The following is a 22,973-nucleotide window of genomic DNA, read 5'->3' on the forward strand; positions in this document are numbered from 1 at the left end:
ATCGTGGAGGACGACATGTATCTCGGTCTTGATCTTGGAACATCCGGCGTGAAAGCGCTGCTGATCGATGGCGATCAGACGGTCGTCGGTTCGGCCAATGGCGCGCTGGATGTCTCGCGCCCGCATCACGGCTGGTCGGAGCAGGACCCGGCCCACTGGATCAAGGCGACTGAAACAGCCATTGCCGGATTGAAGGCGAAGTTTCCCGCCGAGCTTTCGGCAGTCAAGGGCATCGGCCTCTCCGGCCAGATGCATGGTGCCACGCTGATCGATGCGGGCGGCAACGTTCTTCGTCCTTCTATCCTGTGGAACGACACCCGCTCTTACGCCGAAGCCGCCAAGCTCGATGCGGACCCACGCTTTCGCCAGATTACCGGCAATATCGTCTTTCCAGGCTTTACCGCGCCAAAGCTCGTCTGGGTGAAGAACAATGAGCCGGAGATTTTTGCCAAGGTGGCCAAGGTGCTGCTGCCGAAGGATTATCTGCGGCTTTGGCTGACGGGCGAATACATCTCCGAAATGTCCGACTCTGCCGGAACCTCCTGGCTGGATACGGGCGCGCGCAAGTGGTCTTCCGAGCTGCTTGCGGCAACCGATCTTGGCGTAGACCATATGCCTTCGCTGGTGGAAGGCACGGATGAGGCGGGCGTGCTGCGCTCCGAACTGGCGTCTGCCTGGGGTCTCTCCGGCAAGATCGTCGTGGCCGGTGGCGCTGGGGACAATGCAGCGTCGGCCTGCGGCATGGGCACGGTTGCCGAAGGCCATGCCTTCGTGTCGCTTGGCACCTCCGGCGTGCTCTTTGCCGCCAACGCCTCCTATCTGCCGAAGCCGGAGAGTGCCGTTCACGCCTTCTGCCACGCGCTGCCCAACACCTGGCACCAAATGGGCGTCATCCTGTCGGCCACCGACGCACTCAACTGGTATTCGGGCATTGCCGGTAAATCCGCGTCTGAACTTTCGAGCGAGTTGGGCGACAACCTGCAAGCGCCGACTGGCGTGACCTTCGCACCCTATCTCTCCGGCGAACGCACCCCACACAATGACGCGGCCATTCGCGGCTCCTTCATCGGCCTTTCCCACGAAAGCGACCGCAAGGCGCTGACGCAGGCCGTGCTGGAAGGCGTGACTTTCGCCATCCGCGACAATCTGGAAGCGCTGAAATCGGCTGGCACCTCGATCTCACGCGTCACTGCCATCGGTGGCGGCTCGCGCTCGCGCTATTGGCTGGCCTCGATTGCCACCTCGCTTGGCGTGCCGGTGGATATTCCGGCGGAGGGCGATTTCGGTGCGGCCTTTGGCGCGGCTCGTCTCGGCCTGATTGCCGCGACCGGGGCCGATCCGCTTGAGGTCTGCACCCAGCCGGAAACGGAAGAAACCATCGAGCCGGTGGCAGCGCTCAGCGGTTCCTACGAGGAAGCTTATGCGCGGTACCGCGCGCTTTATCCGGCGATCAAGCCGCTGTCGCACTGACAACCTTTCGAACACCATTTTCGATCATCAAGGGAGAAGAAATCATGAGCACTGGATTTTTCGGCAATATCGCCAAGGTCAAATATGAAGGCCCTGACAGCACCAATCCGCTGGCCTTCCGCCACTATAACCCGGATGAAGTCGTTCTCGGCAAGCGCATGGAAGACCATCTGCGCTTTGCTGTCGCCTACTGGCATTCCTTTGCCTGGGAGGGTGGCGATCCCTTTGGCGGTCGTACCTTCGATCGTCCGTGGTTTGGCGATGACATGCAGAAGGCCAAGCTGAAGGCCGATGTGGCGTTTGAAATGTTCAGCCTGCTCGGCGCGCCATACTACTGCTTCCACGATGCGGATGCGCGTCCTGAAGGCCAGACATTTGCCGAGAGCACCAAGAACCTCAACGAGATCGTCGATTACCTGCAGAAGAAGCAGGAAGAGACCGGCGTCAAGCTGCTGTGGGGCACGGCGAACCTCTTCTCCAACCGTCGCTTCATGTCGGGTGCTTCCACCAATCCGGATCCGGATGTGTTTGCCTATTCGGCAGCCACCATCAAGACCTGCATGGACGCCACGATGAAGCTTGGCGGCGAGAACTATGTTCTGTGGGGTGGTCGCGAAGGTTACGAGACGCTGCTCAACACCGATCTCAGCCGCGAATTCGACCAGATGGCGCGCATGCTGCATATGGTGGTGGAGTACAAGTACAAGATCGGCTTCAAGGGCACGATACTGGTCGAGCCGAAGCCGCAGGAGCCGACCAAGCACCAGTATGATTACGACGTCGCAACCGTCTATGGCTTCCTGAAGAAGTACGGCCTCGAAAACGAAGTGAAGATGAACATCGAGCAGGGCCATGCGATCCTGGCTGGCCATACCTTCGAGCATGAGCTGGCGCTTGCCAACACGCTCGGCATCTTCGGCTCGATCGACATGAACCGCAACGACTACCAGTCCGGCTGGGATACCGACCAGTTCCCCAACAATGTGCCTGAAATGGCGCTGGCCTATTACCAGGTCCTGCAGGCGGGCGGCTTTACCACCGGTGGCACGAACTTCGATTCCAAGCTGCGTCGCCAGTCGCTCGACCCGGAAGACCTGCTGATCGGCCATATCGGCGGCATGGATTGCTGCGCGCGCGGCCTCAAGGCTGCGGCGAAGATGGTGGAAGACGGCGCGCTGTCCAAGCCGCTCGCAGAACGCTACGCCAAGTGGGACCAGCCGGAAGCCCAGAAGATGCTGCGCGGCGAAATGAAGCTGGAAGAGATTGCGGCCAAGGTGGAGCGGGAGAATATCAACCCGCAGCCAAAGTCCGGCCGTCAGGAATATCTCGAAAACGTGGTCAACCGCTACGTCTGAGGCGTTGTGCCGGTGGATATCGGTTGTTGCAGTTCTTTCACCCCGGACGTGTGTTCGGGGTGAAGTCTTTTACTCCCTCATTCCTGTGCTCGTCACAGGAATCCAGCCGACGCGCGTCTGCGCGGCGAAAAGACGCCCTGCCAGACCAAAGACTTGGTCTGACTGGATTCCTGTGACAAGCACAGGAATGAGGGTGGATGCTTCAGACCAACTCTTCCGCACGCGCCTCCAATAGCGCGAGGATTTCACACCCGCACATCCCCCCGATAGACATTCGGCGTCGTCCCGGTCAGCCGCCCGAAAATCTTGCGGAAGGCGGCGGGGTCGGTATAGCCGACGGACCAGGCGATGGATTCAATCGAGCCGTTGGTGGTTTCGAGCAGCTGCCGCGCCTTCATGATGCGGACATTCTGATGATACTCTGTCAGCTTCAGTTTTGTGGCGCGGAAGAAGCGGCGTTGCAGGGTACGCTCGGAGAGGTTGACGCTGTCGGCCAGTTCGCTGACGCTCTTTTGCAGTTCCGGCGTGGCGTGGAACTGGTGCTGGATTTGCAGCACCTCGCGGTCGCCATGATCGAAGCGCGGCAGGAAGGCCTTGTAGCGGGCTTGGCTGGCACGCGGCGGATCGACGATCAGGAAGCGGGCCGTCTCCAGCATCACCGTCTGGCCGAGAAGCTTTTCGACCAGCAGCAGTCCAAGATCGGCCCAGGCGAGAATCCCGCCCGCGGTGATCACGTCGCCATCATCGATGATCATGTTGTCAGGCGCCACATCGATCCCCGGGAAGCGCTCCGACAGCGTATCGGCAAAGGCCCAGTGGGTGGTGGCGCGCCGTCCGTTGATGAGGCCGGTTTCGGCCAGCACGAAAGCGCCCGCGCAGATCGAGCAGACCGTGACACCCTGCGCGTGTTGCTCTGACAGCCACTGAGAGGCGGGCGTCATGCGCTGCATCTTCTCCGGCATCACGATGCTGGGCGGCGCGATGACGTAGCGCAGCGCATGGGGTTCGCCCGGATGGGAGTCCCAGATGCAAGCAACCGTCTCATCGTCCATCTTCCAGTGGCTGATACGGATGCTACCTTCCCCGGCGCGGCCTTCCAGCCTCATGGCCCAACTGGAGGCGATGCTGAAGAGATCGGTCAGTCCGTAGATCGCGGCCAACTGACAGTCGGGATAGATGAGTAGCGCAATTTCGATTGTGCTGATATTCGTATCGACGGTCTTCGGCGCCTCCGTCTCATCATCCATTTCCAGTTTTTGCATTCTTGTCACTTTTGCCTTTTATAAAGTCATTTGCGCCACGTGTTTTGTGTAGAGCATGGCGCTAGGTTGTTCAAGTCAACAGCAACAAGACAGGCACTGACAGGAGAGTGTGATGACGGACTTGAAGACGACCAACGATGCCCACCGCCTTTCTGTGTCAAGACGTTCGGTCTTGATCGGAAGCGCGGTCCTTGCAGGTGCCGCACTCTCGCCATTCGCTTTTTCACCCGCTTATGCAGCAACCAATACAGCACAAGGAGATATCACCATGGGTTATGTTACCACCAAAGACGGCGTGCAGATCTTCTACAAGGACTGGGGTCCGAAGGACGCGCAGCCGATCGTTTTCCACCACGGCTGGCCGCTGTCTTCCGACGACTGGGACGCGCAGATGCTTTTCTTCCTCTCCAAGGGTTACCGCGTCGTGGCGCATGACCGTCGCGGGCATGGCCGCTCCGAGCAGGTGTCCGAGGGTCACGATATGGACCACTACGCCGCCGACGCCTTTGCCGTCGTCGAAGCGCTGGACTTGAAGAACGCCATCCATATCGGCCATTCCACCGGCGGCGGCGAAGTTGCCCGTTACGTTGCCAAGCATGGCGAATCGGCAGGGCGCGTTGCCAAGGCGGTTCTGGTTTCCGCAGTTCCGCCGATCATGGTCAAGACCGCCGCCAACCCGGAAGGTCTGCCGATGGAGGTCTTCGATGGTTTCCGTTCCGCGCTTGCCGCCAACCGCGCGCAGTTCTTCCGCGATGTTCCGGCTGGTCCCTTCTACGGCTTCAACCGCGACGGTGCCGAGGTGCATGAAGGCGTGATCCAGAACTGGTGGCGTCAAGGCATGATGGGTGGCTCGAAGGCCCATTACGATGGCATCAAGGCTTTCTCCGAAACCGACCAGACGGAAGACTTGAAAAACATCAGCGTCCCGACGCTGGTTCTGCATGGTGAAGACGACCAGATCGTTCCGATTGCGGATTCGGCCCACAAGTCGATCAAGCTTCTGAAGAACGGTGAATTGAAGACCTATCCCGGCTTCTCGCATGGCATGCTGACGGTGAACGCCGATGTCTTGAATGCCGATCTTCTGGCATTCGCCAAGAAGTAAACAAGCTCAAACGCCGCTGGCCGGGCGCAAACGCTCGGCCAGCGGCTTTTTCACTCATGGGCTGTCTGCCACAGAAAGATTTCCGATAGTTACATTTCTGTGCCTTCTTGTGTGCGCCGCAACAAAACCTATCTGTGTTGGCGTTTCAAAAGGGGCTTCAGACCGCGCAGTGACGCGCATGGCTGGCCCGCCAAGGAGTTTTTATGCTGATCGATAAATTGAACTGGCGTTATGCCACGAAGAAGATGGACCCTGCCAAGGCTGTGTCCGAGGACAAGGTGGACCGCATCATCGAGGCGGCGCGTCTGGCTCCGACGTCCAGCGGCCTGCAGCCCTTCGAAATCATCGTCGTCACCAATCCGGACGTTCGCGCCAAAATCCAGGAGATCGCCTGGAACCAGGCGCAGATCACCGATGGTTCGCATCTCTTGGTCTTCGCCGCCTGGGACAATTACACGCCAGAGCGCATCAACCACATGTTCGATCTGACGAACGAAGAGCGCGGCTTCAAGAACGAAGGCTGGGAGAAGTACCGTCAGTCCCTTCTCGACAGCTATCCGAAACGCGACCCCGAGGTTAATTTCGAGCACGCCGCTCGTCAGGCCTATATCGGCTTCGGCATGGCCGTCGCACAAGCTGCCTTCGAAGGTGTGGATGCAACGCCGATGGAAGGCTTCGATCCCGCCAAGCTGGACGAGATCCTCGGTCTTCGCGAAAAGGGTCTGCGCTCGGTGACGATCCTGCCGCTTGGCTATCGCCAGGAAGAGGGCGACTGGCTGGTCAATCTGAAGAAGATCCGCCGTCCGCTGGATCAGTTCGTCTCGAAGGTCGAGTGACCGGATTTCGGCTTTTCGGGCAGATTTTTCCGCCATTCGCGGATAATTGAAATATCCTGCCTATAAAATGGTATCGCATACGGGCATGTATGCGATACACAAATGGCTTACACGCTATGTCCTCCACGGACTTCGGCGGAAAGCCATCACCCTTGGAAAGTCGACCATGCTCTCAGATGTCTTTCATTGTCGAATGTGCCAGATGGCGGCATGACCGGTTGTGGCCCGATGGGCCGTTTGCCGCAATGAAAAGACGCAACTCCTCAAGAGCAATGGCATGAATTCCGAAATTTCAAAGAGCGTAGAGCGCTCGGTCCCGACATCGACAGCCGACCCGATGGTGGTCTTCGATGCCGTCACCAAGACCTTTGGTGGCAGTGGCAGCCAGCCTGCCTTTAGGGCGCTGGCGGGCGTCGATTTCATCGTTCCGCGCGGTGGCATATCCGGCATTATCGGCCGTTCGGGTGCCGGCAAATCCACCATGATCCGCCTCGTGAACGGGCTGGAACGCCCGACGTCGGGCAAGGTGGTGGTGGATGGCGTCGATGTCGGTGCGCTGGACGAGAGCGGCTTGCGCACCCTTCGCCGTTCCGTCGGCATGATCTTCCAGCATTTCAACCTGCTGTCGTCGCGTACCGCTTATGACAATGTCGCGCTGCCGCTGGAAATTTCCGGCGTCTCGAAGGAGGACATCAAGCGCAAGGTCGGGCCGCTGCTCGATCTGGTCGGGCTGGGTGACAAGGCAAAGCGCTATCCGGCGGAGCTATCCGGCGGGCAGAAGCAGCGTGTGGGCATAGCGCGTGCGCTTGCCACCGAGCCGAAGCTGCTGCTCTCCGACGAGGCGACGTCCGCGCTCGACCCTGAGACGACACAATCGATCCTGGAACTGTTGAAGCGCATCAATGCCGAACTCGGACTGACCGTGCTGCTCATCACCCATGAGATGGAAGTGGTGAAGACCATCGCCTCGCAGGTTGCCGTCATCGACAAGGGCCTGATCGTCGAGCAGGGCTCCACCTTTGATATCTTCACGAACCCGCGCCATGAAACGACCCGCAGCCTGTTGTCATCCGCCGTCGGCGTCAAGCTGCCGCATTGGGTGACCTCCGGCCTGAAGAGCAAACCGGGGGGCCTAAGTGACCGCATTCTGGTGCGCCTCGTTTTCTTCGGCGATACGGCCTTCCAGCCGCTTACCGCCCGTCTCGTCAACGAGATCGGCCCGGATGTGAATATTCTGGCCGGAACCATAGAAGAGATCGCCGGTGCGCCCTTCGGCTCGCTGGTCGTTTCTTATCCGGCGACACCGGATGTGCTGGCGCGGTCCAAACGCGTCTATGACGAAACGGGTCTGACGACGGAGGTGCTTGGCTATGTCGCCTGATATGCTGTTCAACATTCTCCTCAAGGGCCTAATCCAGACGCTGCATATGGTGGCGGTGTCCGGCATCGTCGGTTCGCTGCTTGGTTTGCCCATCGGCATCTTCCTTGCCACCAGCGGCAAGGGCGAGTTGTTCGAAGCGCCGATGGCAAACCGCATCATCGGCTTCATCGTCAATGCGGCGCGCTCCACACCCTTCATCATTCTGGTGGTGGCGATCATTCCCTTCACGCGGCTAGTCGCCGGAACCTCGATCGGTACCAATGCCGCCATCGTGCCGCTGACGGTGGCCACCGTGCCCTTCATTGCACGACTGGTGGAAGCGGCCATCCGCGAGGTGGACAAGGGGCTGATCGAGGCAGCGCGTGCCATGGGAGCCACACCGCTCCAGATCGTCACCAAGGTGCTTCTGGCCGAAGCCAAGCCCGGCATCACGCTGGCGCTGACGCTGACACTCGTCAGCCTCATCGGTTACTCGGCGATGGTCGGTGCCGTCGGCGGCGGCGGGCTTGGGGACCTCGGCATTCGCTACGGCTACCAGCGCTTCATGCCGGATGTGATGCTGGCGGTGGTCATCGTCCTCATCGTGCTGGTGCAGCTGGTGCAGAGCGCCGGTGACGCGCTCGCCCGCAGCTTCGACAAACGCAACCGCAAGAATTGACCTTCAACGTGCGGGGTTCGCCCCACGCCCAAGAGATAACAAACTAAAGGAGACACCTCATGAAAAAGCTTATCATCGCTGCTTCTCTCGCAGCACTGTTTGCCGGCAGCGCGCTGGCGGAAACCATCAAGATCGGCGTCACGCCTGCCGAACATGCGCAGATCATGGAGCAGGTGAAGAAGGTTGCCGCGACCAAGGGTCTCGACATCGACATCCTCGAATTCTCCGACTACGTCGTGCCGAACCAGGCGCTGGCCGATGGCGAGCTGCAGGCCAACTCCTTCCAGCACCAGCCTTACCTCGACAATCAGATCGCTGATCGCAAGTTCGATCTCGTCAGCGTCGGCACCACCATCACCACGCCGATGGGCGTCTACTCCAAGAAGGTGAAGAGCCTCGACGAGCTGAAGGATGGCGCGACCGTCGGCATTCCCAACGACCCGACCAATGGTGGCCGCGCACTTCTGGTTCTGGCGTCCAAGGGCCTGATCAAGGTGAATGAAGCTGTTGGCCTCAAGGTCACGCCTGCCGACATCACCGAGAACCCGAAGAACATCCAGATCGTCGAACTGGATGCCGCACAGTTGCCGCGCTCGCTGGACGATACCGATGCATCGGTGATCAACACCAACTACGCAACGGCTGCCGGTCTGAACCCGAAGAAGGATTCGATCGCCATCGAAAGCGAAAAGTCTCCCTATGCGAATGTGATTGCCGTGCGCGCGGAAGACAAGGACAAGCCTTGGGTCAAGACGCTGGTCGAATCCTACCACAGCCCGGAAGTGAAGAGCTTCATTCTTGAGAAGTATAACGGCACCGTCATCCCGTCCTGGTAACAGGCTGTCCTAAGGTCGCGATCAGTCGATTGCTGATGGCACGGCCGCTCTTGCGATGACGTGTAGAAAATCGCCCCTTCCGCAACCGCCGAAGGGGCTTTTTCTTGCGCAGGTGGCAGAATTGTACGTTTTGTACCAAGTTTCTGCGCGCGCCCTTAATCTCTTTTGAATGTTTCGCCCGCACCATAGCTTTTTAAGAGAGTGTGCAAGTACGTTTAGTGTGGGGCAGGGCAGCATGAGGATGATCGGCAGGAGATCTGCGGTTGCAGGTGTTCTTTTTGCCTTTGCGCTGGTCGTCATCCTGATCACAGCGCTCGTTCTCTCAGCACTCACCAATGTCACACAAATGGCCAACCGGCTTGACGAGGAACGGTCTCTCCAGACGGCACGTGGTGCGCTGTCCACGTTTGTGCAGCAGCTTGGCGCGACGCTGAATGACTACGCAGCCTGGGACGATGCCGCCCGTTTTGTGTATGCACCCGATGGTGCTGGCTGGATCATCAGCAATTACGGCAACATGACCGTCAATACCGAGCTATTCGATACCGCGGTCGTTCTGGACGATCGGGACGGCGTGCTGCTGGCCTATCAGAATGGCGCGCCTGCACCCTGGAGCGTCGGCTCCTATTTCGGCGCCAGCATTTCTGAAATGATCAACCGGATTCGCAATGCTGGACCGGGGACCAAGCCCGAAATGGCTGGCTTCATCCGCACGCGTGATGGCATTGCCGCCGCCGGTGTGGCGCTGGTACGCAAGAAATCCGGTGAGCTTGATCCCGCGCTTGGCAAGCGCTATCTGGTTTTCGTTCGCCATCTGACAAATGAGAAGGTTGGCAAGCTCGGCCAGACCTATCTGGTCAACGGGCTGTCGCTCAATACTGGCCTTGCGGCCACGCCCTATTACGTCGATATCGTCGATGCGCATGGCGAAATCCTCGGAAAGCTCACCTGGACATCGACCATGCCCGGCGATGTCAGCCTCAATGAGGTGCGCCCGCGGGTGTTGACCGCCTTTGCCATTGTCGGCGTTTTCTTCCTGGTGCTCTTCGTTTTCGGCCTTGCCGTTATCCGCAGGCTCAGACGGGAGGAAGCGGTCATGCGCGAAGAGCTTCTGGTCGATCGCTTGAGCGGGCTCCATAATCGCCCCGGCCTATTTGACGGTCTGAAGCGCATGACCGAGATGGCGAGTGCGGACGGCTCCTATGTGAAGCTCATCTATCTCGACCTCGATGGCTTCAAGGATGTGAACGATTCCTTCGGCCACGAGGTGGGCGACCTCCTTATCAAGGCCTTTGCCGCAGCACTCAGGGTTCTTGCCCCCCGCGATGCTCTGCTTGCGCGCCTTGGCGGCGACGAGTTTGCGATTGCCTTTCAAGGTCCCAACGCCCGCATCGAGGGACGCATGTTCTGCGAAGCGCTTCTGGAACTCGTTTCCGAACCCTTCATGCTAGGTGATCGCGTCGCCGCAATCGGCTGCAGCATCGGCATGTCCGCCTCCAAGGGTGGCGATATCAATGGCGAAGAACTGCTGCGGCGGGCAGATATGGCCATGTATGAGGCGAAGGAAGGTGGCGGCGGACGCTACTTTGCCTATCAGGCCGATCTCGACGCGCGCCGCGAAGAGCGCAAGCAGCTGGAAGCTGACCTGAAATACGGCATCGACAATCACGAAATCCGCGTTGCCTTCCAGCCTGTGGTCAACACGCTGACCCGCCGTATCATCGGGGTGGAGGCACTCGCCCGCTGGGATCGCCCAGGCTACGGCCCGGTCTCCCCGGATGTGTTCATTGCCGCTGCGGAATCGAGTGGGCTGATCGACAAGCTCGGCATACAGGTCATGCGCAAGGCGCTCAAAGAAGCGGCCGCATGGCCAGACCTGAAGATCGCCGTCAACATCTCCCCGGTCCAGTTCCGCAATCCCGCCTTTGCCGGACACGTGGTGCAGGTGCTGGAAGAAACGGGCATTGCTCCTGAGCGGGTGATGCTGGAAATGACCGAAGGCTATTTCATCCACCACCCGGAGCGTGCGCAGGCGGCTATCGAAAAGCTGCAGCAGATCGGGGTCAGCGTCGCGCTCGACGATTTCGGCTCGGGCTTTGCCAGCACCGGCTATTTGCGCCGCTTCGGCTTCGACCGCATGAAGATCGACAAGTCGCTGGTCGAGGCGCTCAACGAGGGCGGGCGATCCTTGGAAATGCTCACCGCCACCGTGGCGCTTGCCCGCTCGCTCGGCATTCCGGTGACGGCAGAAGGTATCGAAACCGAAGACCAGGCCGTGATCCTGCAGATCTGCGGCTGTGACGAGCTTCAGGGTTATCTCTTCTCCAAGCCGCTCTATGCCGCAGGCATTCACGAATTGCTCGCACAACAAAATGCGCCGCTGGAGCAACTGAAAGCGTCCTAAAGCGTGGCTTTTCATGCCGTTGTGGCAAGATCTCTGAACAGTTTCGCGCGCACCGAGCTTCAAGCTGGATGGTAACTACCGTCCCAGATGCTTTTCGCCACGCTTCTTGGCGATATCGATCTGCTTCTGGCGGTCGCGGAAGCGTTGGCGATCTTCTTCGGTGCGGTCGTGGTAGCAGCTTGGGCAGGACACACCCTCTTCAAAGAGCGGCGACAGGCGCACCTCTTCGGTGATCGGGTTGCGGCAGGCATGGCAAAGCTGATGGTCGCCTTCGGCAAGGCCGTGGACGACGGAGACACGCTCGTCAAAGACGAAGCAGGCGCCTTCCCACAGGCTTTCTTCTTCCGGCACCTCTTCCAGATATTTCAGAATGCCGCCTTTGAGGTGGAAGACATCTTCGAAGCCCTGTTCCTTCATGAAGGCCGTGGCCTTTTCGCAGCGAATGCCGCCGGTGCAATACATGGCGATCTTCGGCTTGTTGTGCAGGCCGGGATTGTTCTTCACCCAATCGGGAAACTCGCGAAACGTCTTGGTCTGCGGATCCACCGCGCCCTTGAAGAGGCCAATCGCCGTTTCGTAATCATTGCGCGTATCGATGACGATGGTGTCCGGATCGGAAATCAGCGCATTCCAGTCTTTCGGATCGACATAGGTCCCGACGATCCGGTTGGGATCGATATCCGGCACACCCATGGTGACGATTTCCTTCTTCAGCTTCACCTTCATGCGCACGAAAGGCATTTTCGACGCGCGGCTTTCCTTGTGCTCAAGGCTGGCAAATTCCGGCTGGGCGCGAAGATAGGAGAGCACGGTCTGCACGCCTGCATCCGTTCCGGCAATCGTACCATTGATGCCCTCGGCTGCCAAAAGCAGCGTGCCCTTCACACCCTGTTCCTGACAGAGCTTGAAGAGCGGATCGCGCACGCTCTCAAACCGCGGGAAGCGGGCGAAGTGGTACAGCGCTGCCACGAGGAAATCGCCAGCGGCACCGGAGAGGGGGGAACTGGAGGACGTCGCCTCGGCGGTGGCGTCCGGGCGGAAGTATGTCGTGTTGTCGGTCATGGCCGCTGAAATACAGCCATCCGGGCGCTGTTGCAATCCTGATTGCGCTGGATTTGCGCCGGGGGTCTCAGCGCTTGACGATGGTCAAGTCTTGCAATCCAGACTTGGCTTCACAACAAATCCGACTGTATCGGTATCAGCCCGAACAGATTGAGGTGACCATGAGACATTATTTCCTACTGGCGGGCCTATGTATGGCATTGAGTGGCTGTGGCCTGCTGAAGTTGCCGGAGAGTTTTCACGAAGCGGAGGTGGCAAGGCTGAACCTTGTCGGGTTGGACTTCGAAGCCGCGAGGCAGAAAGTGGTACGCGCAGGTTTCACCTGCGGGCCCGAAGGCTTCGACGCAGGCAAGAACGCGATCCGTTGCGACAAGAAATCACCGGAGCTGCTGTGCCCTCAGCGGCGCTTTGTGTCTTTCACCAAGGACCCGAAGAGCGGCAAGGTCATCAGCGTCGGGACGCGCGTGGTCGACAATTTCTGCCTTGGCGCGGGGTAGGTCGGCGGCTGCGGCAGATGCGCGTTCGCTCGCGGATAAAACCCCAAGCTCTGGTCTCCGTTCCGCAACATAATTCATCGTGACTCTGCCTGTTATCACGCCGCGTGCTTCCACAAAAGCGCAACAATCGCCGCTTCGCGGCCTGCACTTTCGGCAAATACGTGATCGGCGAGTTTCAGGCTCTCTTCGCGCAGTGCCTGCTGCCGGTCGATGATGGCGTCAAGCAGCAAAGCGAGCGTTTCGCCACCTGCGAAGCTGTCCGGTTCTCGGTCGGCGAAGGCGGCGAGCACCGAGAGATCGTGTTCGTGGCCGAGCAGCTTTACCAGTTGCTTGGCCTCCGCCCTCTTGGCGCGCATGGCTGAAGGCCAGAGCTTGTGTAGTAGCGCCAAATGCATCCAGTAGACTTGGCCGCTTTTGCGCAGGTCGTGAAAATACTCGTCATGGGCCTGTCCGTGACAGAGGCCAAGAGCGTCCAGCGCCTTTCGACGTTGCTTGCGCCAGGTCTTGCGGATCATCTTCAGCGCGGTTTTTTCGCTGTGGGACAGCGACAGGGCCGAGAGCGCATCCCTGCCTTCTTTGCAGGATTGGATTACGGCTTCGATCCGCTTTGGCAGATCGCCGTCTTCACCGGTCGTGGCATCGCGACGCTTGCTCAGCACCTCATGGGCGGCGGCCAGTGCATCGCGCTCGGCATCGGAGCGAGCGAAATCTTGCAGATAGGTGATGGTTTCCACCAGTGCTGCGGCATCGCGCGCGGCTGAGAGGGAGCGGGCGATATCGCGGAAGCGGGCGGCTTCCGTCTTGCGGAACTCCGGTGCCTCCTTTTCGAGGAAGCGATAAAGTGCCCTGATGCGCTTGAACTTCTTGCGCGCATCATGCACCGCACGGTCGGTACCGTCCGGCTGGTCTTTCAAAAGGGCGATTGCGTCGTCGATAAGTTCAAGTCCGGTGCGCTTGATCTCCTCGACGAAGGAGCGTGTCGGATCAATCCTGAAGGACATGGCGCAGCTCCAAGCTTAAATCTTCCATGGCCATGTGCTGGTTCGAATAGCGCCGGTCGCCGGTCACTTCCGGGCCGAGCCATGCGGGAAGGGCAGGGCGGTCGGTTTCCTGTTTCATCTCGACTTCCGCAACAACGAGGCCGTGATAGATGCCGTCAAAGACATCGACTTCCCAGACGAAGCCTTCGTGATCGACCGTGTAGCGGGTCTTTTCGATGACGATGCCGAGCGCTGCGGTGATCAGTTCGCGGGCGTCTTCGACGGTGATGGGGTATTCGTATTCGTCGCGCACAAGCGCACTGGTGCCGATCTTGATGGTGAGGCGGGCGTCGGTGTCGTCCATGATCCTGACGCGCACCGAGCGGTCTTCCATGGAGGCGACATAGGCTTGCTGGAAGGATTTCCGAGACGTCGTTTTGTGCCGCCACTCATCGCTGCGGACCAGAAACTTGCGTTCGATTTCTTTTGCCATTCAACACCCTGTGCTGTTTTGCCGGGACGGTAAACCAAGTGGTTGTCATGAAAAAGCAATAAATGAGAAATCGTTGCCTCGGCCTCGACAGGGGAGAATCGGCAGGTTATTTGAAAGCCCAATTTCAATCGGTTCAATCGCGGGAGATATCGCCATGGCCCAGGACTCCGAGAAACTTCTTTCCATCCTGAAACTTCAACCCGTGGTGCCGGTACTGATCGTGGAAGACGTGGCGTCTGCCGTGCCGCTGGCCCGCGCGCTTGTCGAAGGTGGCCTGAAGGCGATCGAGATTACCATGCGCACCCCCGTCGCACTCGATGCCATCCGCGCCGTTGCAAACGAAGTGGAAGGCGCGCATGTGGGCGCTGGCACCATTTTGAACGCCAAGGATTTCGATGCCGCGGCCAAGGCGGGCTCGACCTTCATCGTCAGCCCCGGCGTCAACAAGAGCGTGCTGGATGCGGCAGAGGGCTCAGACGTGCCGTTGCTTCCCGGTGCGGCCACCGCCAGCGAAGTCATGGTGCTGCGCGACGCAGGCTACAAGGTGCTGAAATTCTTCCCCGCCGAGCAGGCCGGTGGCGCACCTTATTTGAAGGCGCTTTCCTCTCCGCTCGCAGGCACCGTGTTCTGCCCAACCGGCAGCGTATCGCTGAAGAATGCCAAGGACTATCTGTCATTGCCGAACGTGGTCTGCGTTGGCGGCTCCTGGGTTGCGCCGAAGGAACTGATCGCGGCGGGTGATTGGGCAGGCATCACCAAGCTTGCAGCCGAAGCGGCAGCGCTTCGCGGCTGATCCTTAACCTATGCCGTTCACGACGGCGTGATGACTGGCGCCAATTGCATTGGGCCGTACACTTCCTATCTCCTGTTTCGACATTGACGCAAACAGGAGATTTTGATGTTCGACGCGAAGAAGCTTCTCGACCAGTTTTTGGGTTCGCAGGTGCCTGGACTGTCAGGAAGCGTGCGGGACCGGGCCGGCCAAGCCGCAGAGATTGCGAAGAACAATCCGATGAAGGCCGGCGCGCTGGCCGCCGCCATTCTCGGCACCAAGACGGGGCGCAAGCTTGCGGGTAATGCTGCAGCCGTCGGGGGCCTTGCCGCCATTGCCGGTCTTGGTTATCTCGCTTACCGCAACTACCAGTCCGGCAAGTCGCCGCAGGCCGTGACCCAGCCGCAGCCCACGCAGGAGCTTTTGCCGCCGCCGGTCGATTCTCCCTTTCACCCACAATCGCCCGCTCTGTCCAACAGCTTTGCGCTGACACTGGTTCAGGCGATGATTGCCGCCGCCAAGGCCGACGGCCATATCGACGCGAGCGAGCGGGCCAATATCATGGAGAAGGTCAAGATCTCCGGTCTCGACAATGAGGCGGAAGCCTTTATCGAGAAGGAACTGGCCAATCCCCTGGATATCGATGCGCTGGTGGCTGCGGCAAGGACTGAAGAGCAGAAGGTGGAAATCTATACCGCCTCGCGTCTCACCATCGAGCCTGACAGCCGGGCAGAGCGCGGCTATCTCGATCTTCTCGCCGGTCGTCTCGGCCTGCCGGATGCGCTGGTGGAGCATATCGAAGCGACCGTCTCCGCCGCCAAGGTCTGATCGATCAAAATATTCCATATCAGAGGTCGGTTGTCTTTGATGGACAGCTGACCTATTCCTCTGGGTAGAACCGCTCAGGAGGAAACATGCGCGATCTCGGCCAGTTCAAAGGATGTCCAGCACCGCAGCCGGTGACGCTTGAAGGCCGGTTCGTGACAGCCGTTCCCTTTGATCGAGCAGCGCACGAGCAGGCGCTCTGGGATGCGCTTGGCGGGCTCGGCACCAATGAGCTGATCAGGTATTTTCCGAATGAGCCCTTTGCCGATGCGGCTGCCTTCAGCGACTGGATCGAGGGGATGGCGACGAGCTTCCAATGGGTGACGCTGGTTTTCATCGAGAACGCCACGAAGGAGGTCGTCGGCATGGCGACCTATATGCGCCCCGATCCGAAGAATGGTGTGGTCGAAGTGGGCTCCGTGGCGCACGGACCGAAGATGAAGCGCTCGCCGCTTGCCACCGAAGCCCATTACCTGATGGCGCGGCATGTTTTCGACGATCTCGGCTATCGCCGCTACGAGTGGAAGTGCCACAATGAAAACGAGCCATCCAAGATCACGGCCAAACGCTATGGCTTCACCTTCGAGGGCGTCTTCCGCCAGCACATGATCTCAAAGGGCAAGAACCGCGATACGGCATGGTTCTCGATTATCGACAGCGAATGGCCGGTGATTCGTGAGGCCTTCGAGGCATGGCTTTCGCCCGACAACTTCAACGAGGACGGAACGCAAAAGCGCAAGCTCGAGGATATTCGCGCACCGTTTGCTGCCGGGGTTGTCCTATGAGCGGTAACGATACGAAGTCTGCGGCTCTCGCCGCCCTCGCCATCATTCTTGGCTTTGGATTTCTGTTCTACATCATGCCCAAGATCACCTTGTGGCTGGCAAACACCTATTCGGTCTGGGTGGCAGCGGCCTTCGATATCGCCGCGGTGCTCGCCTTCTTCCTGGTATTCTGGCTTCGGGCGCGACACCAGCGCCGGGGCTGAGCGACTGGCGCGACCGCGCCGTCATTGCCTAAAAAATCTGCTCTCAGCTTCTTTTTTGCACCTTCTTTCGGCGCAATTCCAAATGATATATAGCGGCGGCATTTCAGATGCCGCCTTATATCCTTTGGTGATTTTATGGATCAGAATGTGGCCGCCAGGCCGTTGGAACTGACTGTCTACGCGCCGATTGCCCCGTCGCTCCCCATTCGAGAAGATGAGCCTTACGCCCGCGACGAGATGCTGCACGAGATTTTCGAGCAGACCGCCAAACGATATTCGTCCAAATGCGCCGTCAGGCTGCTGGGCAACGATCCGGAAAACAGCCGCCGCAAGGAACTGACCTATGCGCAGCTGTCCGAACGCGCCACGCGCTTTGCCCGCCAGCTTCAAGCCATGGGTGTGAAGCGCGGCGACCGCGTCGTCATCTGTCTGCCACGCGGCCTCGACCAATATATGGCCATCCTCGGCACATTGTGGGCCGGTGCCTGCTATGTGCCGGTGGACTGGACCTACCCCCAGGACCGCATCGACTTCATTGCCGAGGACAGCGGCGCGACATTGATCGTGACGGACGCTGAGCGCGCTAGCGCCATGCGGGTGCAAACCCTGGTGGTCAACGAGACGCTGGGCGATCTTGCGGCGCAGGACGCCATGGTGATCACCCGCGAGGAGACCGGCGCCTCTCCGGAAGACCTTGCCTATATCATCTACACCTCCGGAACGACCGGTCGCCCCAAGGGCGTGATGATCTCGCATCGCAGCGCCTGCCATTTTCTGCGCTCCGAAGGCGCGATCCTTGCCGTCGAAGATACGGACAAGGTTTTCGGCGGCTTCAGCGTCGCGTTCGACATGTCGATCGAAACGATGTGGAGCGCCTTTTCCGCCGGTGCGGAACTGCTTGTCGCCACCGAGGCGCTCCACAAGGCAGGCCCGGATGTGGCAATTACGCTTGCAGAGGAAGGCGTTACCGTCTGGCATGTCGTGCCGTCGCTGTTCACGCTCGTCGAGGCGCAGCTTCCGACACTGCGCATCGTCAATCTCGGCGGGGAAGCCTGCCCGCCCGATCTCGTCAACCGCTGGGCGCGTCCTGGCCTTCGCATCCTCAACACCTATGGCCCGACCGAGACGACGGTGACGGCAACCTGGACCGAGGTTCAGCCCGGCCGCCGTGTTACCATCGGGCGCCCGTTGCCCGGCTATACGGCCTGGATCGTCGACGACAAGCTCTGGCCGGTGAATGCCGGCACTGAGGGCGAGCTCGTGATCGGCGGGCCGGGAGTGAGCTCCGGCTATGTGAACCGCCCCGACCTGACCGCAGACAAATTCGTCATGACGCCGTTCAACGGGCCGGATGGCAAGCCCGCCCGCATCTACCGTTCCGGCGATCTGGTGCGGCTCGATTCCGTCGGCGATATCGAATTCATGGGCCGCATCGACACGCAGGTGAAGATCCGCGGTTTCCGCGTCGAGCTGGCGGAAATCGAGGCGGTTATTGCCGAGGATAGCGCCGTGGCGCAGGCCGTGGTGCATCTCTTTCGGGACGATGACGGGTCCGAGCTTCTCGCCGCCTTCCTCGTGGCGCGCGGCAGTGCGGTGATCGATATCGACGCTGCCCGAAAGCGCGTGGCCGACCGGTTGCCGAACTATATGCGGCCCGCCGCTTACCAGATCCTCGATGCGCTGCCGACACTTCCCGCTTCCGGCAAGGTGGATCGCAAGGCGCTTCAGCGTCCGCTGGTGGTCGCCACGTCGGACCGCGAAACTGTTGCGCCGGAAACGCCGCTGGAAATTCAGCTGCATGCCATCTGGTCGGACGCTTTCGCGCCGCAGAAGGTGTCGGTGGAGGACGATCTGTTTGAAGATCTCGGCGGACATTCGCTGAAAGCTGCAAGACTTGCTTCCGCGCTGCGCAAATCGCCGGGCCTTGCCGGCGTCTCCATTCAGGATCTTTATGCCGCGCCTACCATCCGGCGGCTTGCGGAGCGGCTGCGCGACCGGGTGATGGCCGACAGCGCTGTGCTGGAACCCTTCCACCGGGTCAGCACGTTCCAGAAGCGGCTCTGCTTTGTGCTCCAGACGCTTGCGCTGGTGCCGATCTATGCCGTGGCGGGATTGCAGTGGTTTTTCCCTTATCTCGCCTATACCTATCTGGTCGAGGATCTGGGCCGCGTTTCGGCGCTGTTGATGAGCGGCCTCAGCTTCATCTTCATTCCGCCGCTCGGCATGGTGTTTGCCATCCTCAGCAAGTGGCTGATCATCGGTCGCTACAGGGCGGGCGATTATCCGCTCTGGGGAAGCTATTACCTGCGCTGGTGGTTCGTGCGGCGTCTCTCCGACACGATCGCGACACCCTATCTCAGCGGCACGCCGATGATCCGGCTCTATTACCGGCTGCTCGGTGCCAAGATCGGCCGCCGCGCCTTTATCGGCACCGTCGCGATCGATACGGCCGATCTCGTGAGCATTGGCGACGACGCCATTCTCAGCGATTATGCGATGCTGGCCACGAGCTCGGTGGAGCGCGGTCTGCTGCGTCTGGGGTCCGCTCGCATCGGCAATAGCGCGTCTATCGGCACCATGGCGGTTGTCGGGCGCAACAGCGTGGTGGGTGACGCGGCATCGCTTGAGGATCTGTCGTCGCTGCCGATGAACCAGTCGATCCCGGCTGGCGAAATCTGGAACGGCTCTCCAGCCAAATGCATCGCGACCGGGCGCGTGGCCAAGCGCGATGAGGAGGCGGGGTTGATGCGCCGCCTGCTGGTCGGCATCGGACTTTTCATCGCCGCCGCCATTCTTCCCATCGTCGCCATCCTGCCGATTGCGCCGGGCCTGATTGCGATGATCGAAATCGACTGGAATACCGACGGGTACTCCTATCTGCTGCTCTCTCCGATCCTGGCACTCACCTATATCGTCCTGATGTGCGTTTTGACAGTTGCAGCCAAGCGTCTCATTCTCGGGCCGGTGCGGCCAGGGCGTTACTCGATACATAGCTGGTTCTACCTGCGCTTCTGGTTCGTCCAGCAGGTGACGGATATGGCGCTGGCGCTGCTACACCCGATCTATGCCACACTTTACGTGCTACCCTGGTACCGCGCACTCGGGGTCAGGATAGGCAAACGTGCCGAGATTTCCACTGCCGCGAAAATCGTGCCGGATCTCGTCGATATCGGGCCGGAAAGCTTCATCGCCGATGGCGTGGTCTTTGGCGCGGCGCGCCACGAGCCGGGCATCATCGAGCTTGCGCATACCCGTATCGGCCGCCGCTCCTTCATCGGCAACTCCGCCGTGCTACCAACCGGCGCCAGGATTGCCGACGGCACGCTGATTGGCGTGCTTTCCAAGCCACCGGCGGATGGAGGCGCCGAACAGCCGGATGGCACATGGTTCGGTTCTCCGCCGATTTCGCTGCCCGTGCGCCAAGCCGTTGGCCTTTTCGATGAGGGATCGCGTTTCAATCCTCGTCCGCGGCTCGTTGCGACACGCCTTGCCATCGAAGCGATCCGCGTGATCTTACCGCTGACCCTGTTCCTCGCCTTCTTCAGCATTCTCTTTTCCATCGTCGGAGACATTCAGGATTATGACGACAGCCATTTGCTGATCGCCATTGTCTTCCCCTTTCTCTACATCGCTTTCGCGCTCGCCTGCGGCTTCTCCGTCATTGCGCTGAAATGGGTGGTGATGGGGCGATACAAGCCGACGACCAAGCCGCTGTGGAGCACCTTCGTCTGGCGCACCGAGCTGGTGACCGCAACGTATGAAAACCTGGCGGTGCCGAACCTCTTGCAACCCTTGCGGGGAACGCCGTGGCTTTCCGTCTATCTGCGACTTCTCGGCTCGAAGATCGGCCGGGACTGCTTCATCGACACGACCGATATCACCGAGCATGATCTGGTGCATATTGGCGACGAGGTGGCGCTGAACGAATTTTCCGGTCTGCAAACGCATCTGTTCGAAGACCGGGTGATGAAGGTCAGCAGCGTGACGGTGGGCGATCGTGCGGTGATCGGCTCCTATGCCATTGTGCTCTATGACGCCGAAATCGGCGATGACGCCCAGCTCGGCGATCTCTCGGTCGTGATGAAGGGCGAGACGCTGCCGACTGGAACCTCCTGGGAAGGCTCTCCCGCACAGCCTGTGCGCAGCGCATGAGCGAAACCGTCTGGCTTTCCGGCGCGGACGATCTGACAAAAGCCACCGGCGATGCGCCGGTGGTCTGGTATCTGCGGCTCGACGAGCCTGAGACTGAAAGACTGGCAGGCGGAGCAACGCTCTCCGCCGCCGATCTGCAGGATCTGGCGGCCAAGCCGGAGGCCGGCATGCGGGCTCTGCGCCGACGCCTTTCAAAGCTCCTGCTGGCGCGGCTGTCTGGCCTGCACCCGGACGAGATCATCATCGGCAGAAGCGCGCTCGGCGCGCCGCAGGTTCTCCATCCAGAAGGCTGGCACATCAGCCTCGCTGGCCGCTTCCCCCATTGCCTGATCGGCCTCAGCCGGACCCCCATCGGTGTCGATATTGAGCCCTTGGACACCGAGCCACCACCAGAGGACAGCTTCACGCGCACCGAGCGACTGGCCCTCCAGGGCGTCACGGACACAACCCTCATTACGCGCTGGACGGCAAAGGAGGCCCACGCCAAGTGCCTCGGTATCGCATCTGGCATCGATGCGGACGCGATGGAGACGGTGGAGTTGGAGGACGGCTTGAGGGTTGTTTCCCACCAAGGGGAAACGCGGGTGCACGTGCGTTTGGAGAATGGGACCGTTCAGGCGGTTGCGCGTTTAGCTGGCTCAGACGCGCCATAGATCGCGCGTATCACCCAGCGCGTTGCTCCTTATGGCTGCGCCCGAACCACAACGTTTCTGCCCTGATCCTTTGCAGTGTAGAGCGCGGCGTCGGCGCGCAAAAGCAGTTCCTGCAGCCTCTCGTTCGGGCGGGCCTGGGCAACGCCGAAGCTGCAGGTGATGCGGCCTTTGGGTAGTGGCTCGACCACGCGGCTTTCGACGGCAAGGCGCAGGCGTTCTGCCACGGATTCAGCGGCGGCGAGGTCGGCGCCGGGCAGGACGATGCAGAACTCTTCGCCACCCATGCGTGCGGCATAATCGTACGGGCGCAGATGATCCTTCACCGCTTCGCCGATTGCCATCAAAACGCTGTCGCCAGCATCGTGGCCGTATTCATCGTTGATGCGCTTGAAGTGATCGAGATCGAACAGGATGAGCGACACCGCTTCCTCCGGCCGTGCGGCCTTGGCGCGAATGATCGGCATCTGTTCCATCAGCGCCCGGCGGTTTCCAAGCCCTGTCAGAAAATCCGTCGTTGCCTGATGCGTCAACTGCCTGGTCAAGCTCTCGACTTGCAGGAGCGTCGAACGCGCGATGTCTGTCACGGTGCCGATTTCGTCATGGGACTTCGGATAAAGCCGCAAGATCCCCTTGTCCTCCGGATACCGCTTCATGGCGTCTGCCAGCAGGTTGAGGGGTCGGATCAGCCGCCAGATGGCGAACAGGCAAAGCGCCGTCCCAACCAGGGTTGCCCCAAGGACGAGAAGGAAGACCGGTAAAGTCCCGAGCTCAAACCCCATCGATAGATAGGCGACAAGCGCTATCAGCGGCACGTGGACGCTGACGAAGCAGACGAGGAAGGTTTTCGCGACGAGGGACGATTTGATCTTCTTCAATGACACCTCCGCATGCCGCTTATTTTTTCCCGGCCTCATTTAGAAGCTGAAAGACGAAATTCCTACACTCTATTCTGGTGGGCGACATCTTGCAGCCGAGGCGCTTGCGCTCACGTAATAAACGCGATGGCATCCTTCAAGGATGTCATCCCGATCGCGAACGGACCGGTCTTAGGCCTACGCCGTCAATCATAGAGACCACAAAGGGGACCCGCGACAAACACGGCGTCAAGGCAGAGCAAATAGTTCAAATCCAGGATGCGTTCTGATGAAACCTTTTTGCATGCCGCGTGTTAATCGCGTTGGATTTCGTCAAGTCTCAGGACTGGAACACTTTAGATAATCGTCATCGAACTACGACAACCATTC

Annotated in this window: 20 protein-coding genes; 15 read left to right on the forward strand and 5 right to left on the reverse strand. The window is 60.0% G+C overall.

Annotated elements, in window-relative coordinates; translation table 11 throughout:
• Positions 1-15 precede the first annotated feature (15 nt).
• A complete protein-coding gene (gene xylB / locus QZ869_RS20455) occupies positions 16-1,470 on the forward strand; it encodes a xylulokinase (RefSeq protein WP_296107018.1) in 1,455 nt (484 codons plus the stop codon).
• A gap of 44 nt (positions 1,471-1,514) precedes the next feature.
• Positions 1,515-2,825, forward strand: a complete 1,311-nt coding sequence (xylA, locus tag QZ869_RS20460; RefSeq protein ID WP_296107021.1) for a xylose isomerase — start codon at positions 1,515-1,517, stop codon at positions 2,823-2,825.
• Between the two features lie 245 nt (positions 2,826-3,070).
• Here the strand turns inward: xylA and QZ869_RS20465 are convergent, their stop codons facing one another.
• Positions 3,071-4,087, reverse strand: a complete 1,017-nt coding sequence (locus QZ869_RS20465; RefSeq protein WP_296038855.1) for a GlxA family transcriptional regulator — start codon at positions 4,085-4,087, stop codon at positions 3,071-3,073.
• Between the two features lie 268 nt (positions 4,088-4,355).
• Here QZ869_RS20465 and QZ869_RS20470 point away from each other — a divergent pair, with 268 nt between their 5' ends.
• The 6 genes from QZ869_RS20470 to QZ869_RS20495 all read left to right on the forward strand — a co-directional run bounded on the left by QZ869_RS20470 (position 4,356) and on the right by QZ869_RS20495 (position 11,307).
• Complete coding sequence (locus QZ869_RS20470) at positions 4,356-5,192, forward strand: alpha/beta hydrolase (RefSeq protein WP_296038869.1); 837 nt, start codon at positions 4,356-4,358, stop codon at positions 5,190-5,192.
• Between the two features lie 203 nt (positions 5,193-5,395).
• A complete protein-coding gene (locus tag QZ869_RS20475) occupies positions 5,396-6,028 on the forward strand; it encodes an NAD(P)H-dependent oxidoreductase (RefSeq protein WP_111849305.1) in 633 nt (210 codons plus the stop codon).
• Between the two features lie 337 nt (positions 6,029-6,365).
• On the forward strand, positions 6,366-7,409 hold the full coding sequence (locus QZ869_RS20480) for a methionine ABC transporter ATP-binding protein (protein WP_296107089.1): 1,044 nt from the start codon (positions 6,366-6,368) through the stop codon (positions 7,407-7,409).
• The gene (locus QZ869_RS20485) at positions 7,399-8,067 is read left to right on the forward strand and encodes a methionine ABC transporter permease (protein WP_296107026.1); all 669 of its coding nucleotides are present in this window, start codon (positions 7,399-7,401) and stop codon (positions 8,065-8,067) included. The genes QZ869_RS20480 and QZ869_RS20485 overlap by 11 nt, the downstream gene beginning before the upstream one ends.
• A 59-nt stretch (positions 8,068-8,126) precedes the next feature.
• Complete coding sequence (locus QZ869_RS20490) at positions 8,127-8,903, forward strand: MetQ/NlpA family ABC transporter substrate-binding protein (RefSeq protein ID WP_296014423.1); 777 nt, start codon at positions 8,127-8,129, stop codon at positions 8,901-8,903.
• A 241-nt stretch (positions 8,904-9,144) separates the two neighbouring features.
• Positions 9,145-11,307, forward strand: a complete 2,163-nt coding sequence (locus tag QZ869_RS20495) for an EAL domain-containing protein (RefSeq protein WP_296107029.1) — start codon at positions 9,145-9,147, stop codon at positions 11,305-11,307.
• A gap of 75 nt (positions 11,308-11,382) precedes the next feature.
• On the opposite strand, the gene QZ869_RS20500 is transcribed toward QZ869_RS20495, so the two are convergent.
• Positions 11,383-12,369, reverse strand: a complete 987-nt coding sequence (locus QZ869_RS20500) for a rhodanese-related sulfurtransferase (protein ID WP_296107031.1) — start codon at positions 12,367-12,369, stop codon at positions 11,383-11,385.
• 161 nt (positions 12,370-12,530) lie between these two features.
• Between QZ869_RS20500 and QZ869_RS20505 the strand changes: the two genes are divergently transcribed.
• Positions 12,531-12,866: a hypothetical protein gene (locus QZ869_RS20505; protein ID WP_296107035.1), complete on the forward strand. Its 336-nt coding sequence runs from the start codon at positions 12,531-12,533 to the stop codon at positions 12,864-12,866.
• Between the two features lie 95 nt (positions 12,867-12,961).
• On the opposite strand, the gene QZ869_RS20510 is transcribed toward QZ869_RS20505, so the two are convergent.
• Together QZ869_RS20510 and QZ869_RS20515 are read right to left on the reverse strand one after the other, a co-directional pair.
• On the reverse strand, positions 12,962-13,867 hold the full coding sequence (locus tag QZ869_RS20510) for a CHAD domain-containing protein (RefSeq protein ID WP_296107036.1): 906 nt from the start codon (positions 13,865-13,867) through the stop codon (positions 12,962-12,964).
• Entirely contained in the window at positions 13,851-14,339 is a 489-nt protein-coding gene (locus tag QZ869_RS20515; protein WP_296014416.1) for a CYTH domain-containing protein, read from the reverse strand. Before QZ869_RS20515 ends, QZ869_RS20510 begins: the two co-directional genes overlap by 17 nt.
• A 154-nt stretch (positions 14,340-14,493) precedes the next feature.
• On the opposite strand from QZ869_RS20515, the gene QZ869_RS20520 reads away from it, so the two are divergent.
• From QZ869_RS20520 to QZ869_RS20545, 6 genes are all read left to right on the forward strand, one after another.
• Positions 14,494-15,132, forward strand: a complete 639-nt coding sequence (locus tag QZ869_RS20520) for a 2-dehydro-3-deoxy-phosphogluconate aldolase (protein ID WP_296014414.1) — start codon at positions 14,494-14,496, stop codon at positions 15,130-15,132.
• Positions 15,133-15,237: 105 nt separating this feature from the next.
• Positions 15,238-15,939, forward strand: a complete 702-nt coding sequence (locus QZ869_RS20525) for a tellurite resistance TerB family protein (RefSeq protein WP_296101263.1) — start codon at positions 15,238-15,240, stop codon at positions 15,937-15,939.
• An 86-nt stretch (positions 15,940-16,025) separates the two neighbouring features.
• Positions 16,026-16,721, forward strand: coding sequence for a GNAT family protein (locus tag QZ869_RS20530; RefSeq protein ID WP_296107040.1), 696 nt, complete (start codon positions 16,026-16,028; stop codon positions 16,719-16,721).
• Positions 16,718-16,924, forward strand: a complete 207-nt coding sequence (locus tag QZ869_RS20535) for a hypothetical protein (protein WP_296101261.1) — start codon at positions 16,718-16,720, stop codon at positions 16,922-16,924. The genes QZ869_RS20530 and QZ869_RS20535 overlap by 4 nt, the downstream gene beginning before the upstream one ends.
• Positions 16,925-17,059: 135 nt before the next feature.
• Entirely contained in the window at positions 17,060-21,076 is a 4,017-nt protein-coding gene (locus QZ869_RS20540; RefSeq protein ID WP_296107043.1) for a Pls/PosA family non-ribosomal peptide synthetase, read from the forward strand.
• Positions 21,073-21,729 (forward strand): 4'-phosphopantetheinyl transferase superfamily protein, encoded by a 657-nt coding sequence (locus tag QZ869_RS20545; protein ID WP_296107045.1) that lies wholly within the window; start codon positions 21,073-21,075, stop codon positions 21,727-21,729. Before QZ869_RS20540 ends, QZ869_RS20545 begins: the two co-directional genes overlap by 4 nt.
• A 29-nt stretch (positions 21,730-21,758) precedes the next feature.
• Here the strand turns inward: QZ869_RS20545 and QZ869_RS20550 are convergent, their stop codons facing one another.
• On the reverse strand, positions 21,759-22,604 hold the full coding sequence (locus QZ869_RS20550; RefSeq protein WP_296014407.1) for a diguanylate cyclase: 846 nt from the start codon (positions 22,602-22,604) through the stop codon (positions 21,759-21,761).
• Between the last annotated feature and the right edge of the window lie 369 nt (positions 22,605-22,973).

It is taken from the genome of uncultured Agrobacterium sp., assembly GCF_913777885.1.
Lineage (GTDB): Bacteria > Pseudomonadota > Alphaproteobacteria > Rhizobiales > Rhizobiaceae > Agrobacterium.

Bases quoted from the DNA above. Each gene is read 5' to 3' on its own strand.
- QZ869_RS20525 (WP_296101263.1), top strand. From the start codon at position 15,238: ATGTTCGACGCGAAGAAGCTTCTCGACCAGTTTTTGGGTTCGCAGGTG.
- QZ869_RS20520 (WP_296014414.1), top strand. From the start codon at position 14,494: ATGGCCCAGGACTCCGAGAAACTTCTTTCCATCCTGAAACTTCAACCC.
- QZ869_RS20495 (WP_296107029.1), top strand. From the start codon at position 9,145: ATGATCGGCAGGAGATCTGCGGTTGCAGGTGTTCTTTTTGCCTTTGCG.
- QZ869_RS20515 (WP_296014416.1), bottom strand. From the start codon at position 14,339: ATGGCAAAAGAAATCGAACGCAAGTTTCTGGTCCGCAGCGATGAGTGG.
- QZ869_RS20480 (WP_296107089.1), top strand. From the start codon at position 6,366: ATGGTGGTCTTCGATGCCGTCACCAAGACCTTTGGTGGCAGTGGCAGC.
- QZ869_RS20470 (WP_296038869.1), top strand. From the start codon at position 4,356: ATGGGTTATGTTACCACCAAAGACGGCGTGCAGATCTTCTACAAGGAC.
- QZ869_RS20475 (WP_111849305.1), top strand. From the start codon at position 5,396: ATGCTGATCGATAAATTGAACTGGCGTTATGCCACGAAGAAGATGGAC.
- QZ869_RS20500 (WP_296107031.1), bottom strand. From the start codon at position 12,369: ATGACCGACAACACGACATACTTCCGCCCGGACGCCACCGCCGAGGCG.
- QZ869_RS20490 (WP_296014423.1), top strand. From the start codon at position 8,127: ATGAAAAAGCTTATCATCGCTGCTTCTCTCGCAGCACTGTTTGCCGGC.
- QZ869_RS20540 (WP_296107043.1), top strand. From the start codon at position 17,060: ATGGATCAGAATGTGGCCGCCAGGCCGTTGGAACTGACTGTCTACGCG.
- QZ869_RS20510 (WP_296107036.1), bottom strand. From the start codon at position 13,867: ATGTCCTTCAGGATTGATCCGACACGCTCCTTCGTCGAGGAGATCAAG.
- QZ869_RS20505 (WP_296107035.1), top strand. From the start codon at position 12,531: ATGAGACATTATTTCCTACTGGCGGGCCTATGTATGGCATTGAGTGGC.
- QZ869_RS20485 (WP_296107026.1), top strand. From the start codon at position 7,399: ATGTCGCCTGATATGCTGTTCAACATTCTCCTCAAGGGCCTAATCCAG.
- QZ869_RS20465 (WP_296038855.1), bottom strand. From the start codon at position 4,087: ATGCAAAAACTGGAAATGGATGATGAGACGGAGGCGCCGAAGACCGTC.
- QZ869_RS20535 (WP_296101261.1), top strand. From the start codon at position 16,718: ATGAGCGGTAACGATACGAAGTCTGCGGCTCTCGCCGCCCTCGCCATC.
- xylA (WP_296107021.1), top strand. From the start codon at position 1,515: ATGAGCACTGGATTTTTCGGCAATATCGCCAAGGTCAAATATGAAGGC.
- xylB (WP_296107018.1), top strand. From the start codon at position 16: ATGTATCTCGGTCTTGATCTTGGAACATCCGGCGTGAAAGCGCTGCTG.
- QZ869_RS20530 (WP_296107040.1), top strand. From the start codon at position 16,026: ATGCGCGATCTCGGCCAGTTCAAAGGATGTCCAGCACCGCAGCCGGTG.
- QZ869_RS20545 (WP_296107045.1), top strand. From the start codon at position 21,073: ATGAGCGAAACCGTCTGGCTTTCCGGCGCGGACGATCTGACAAAAGCC.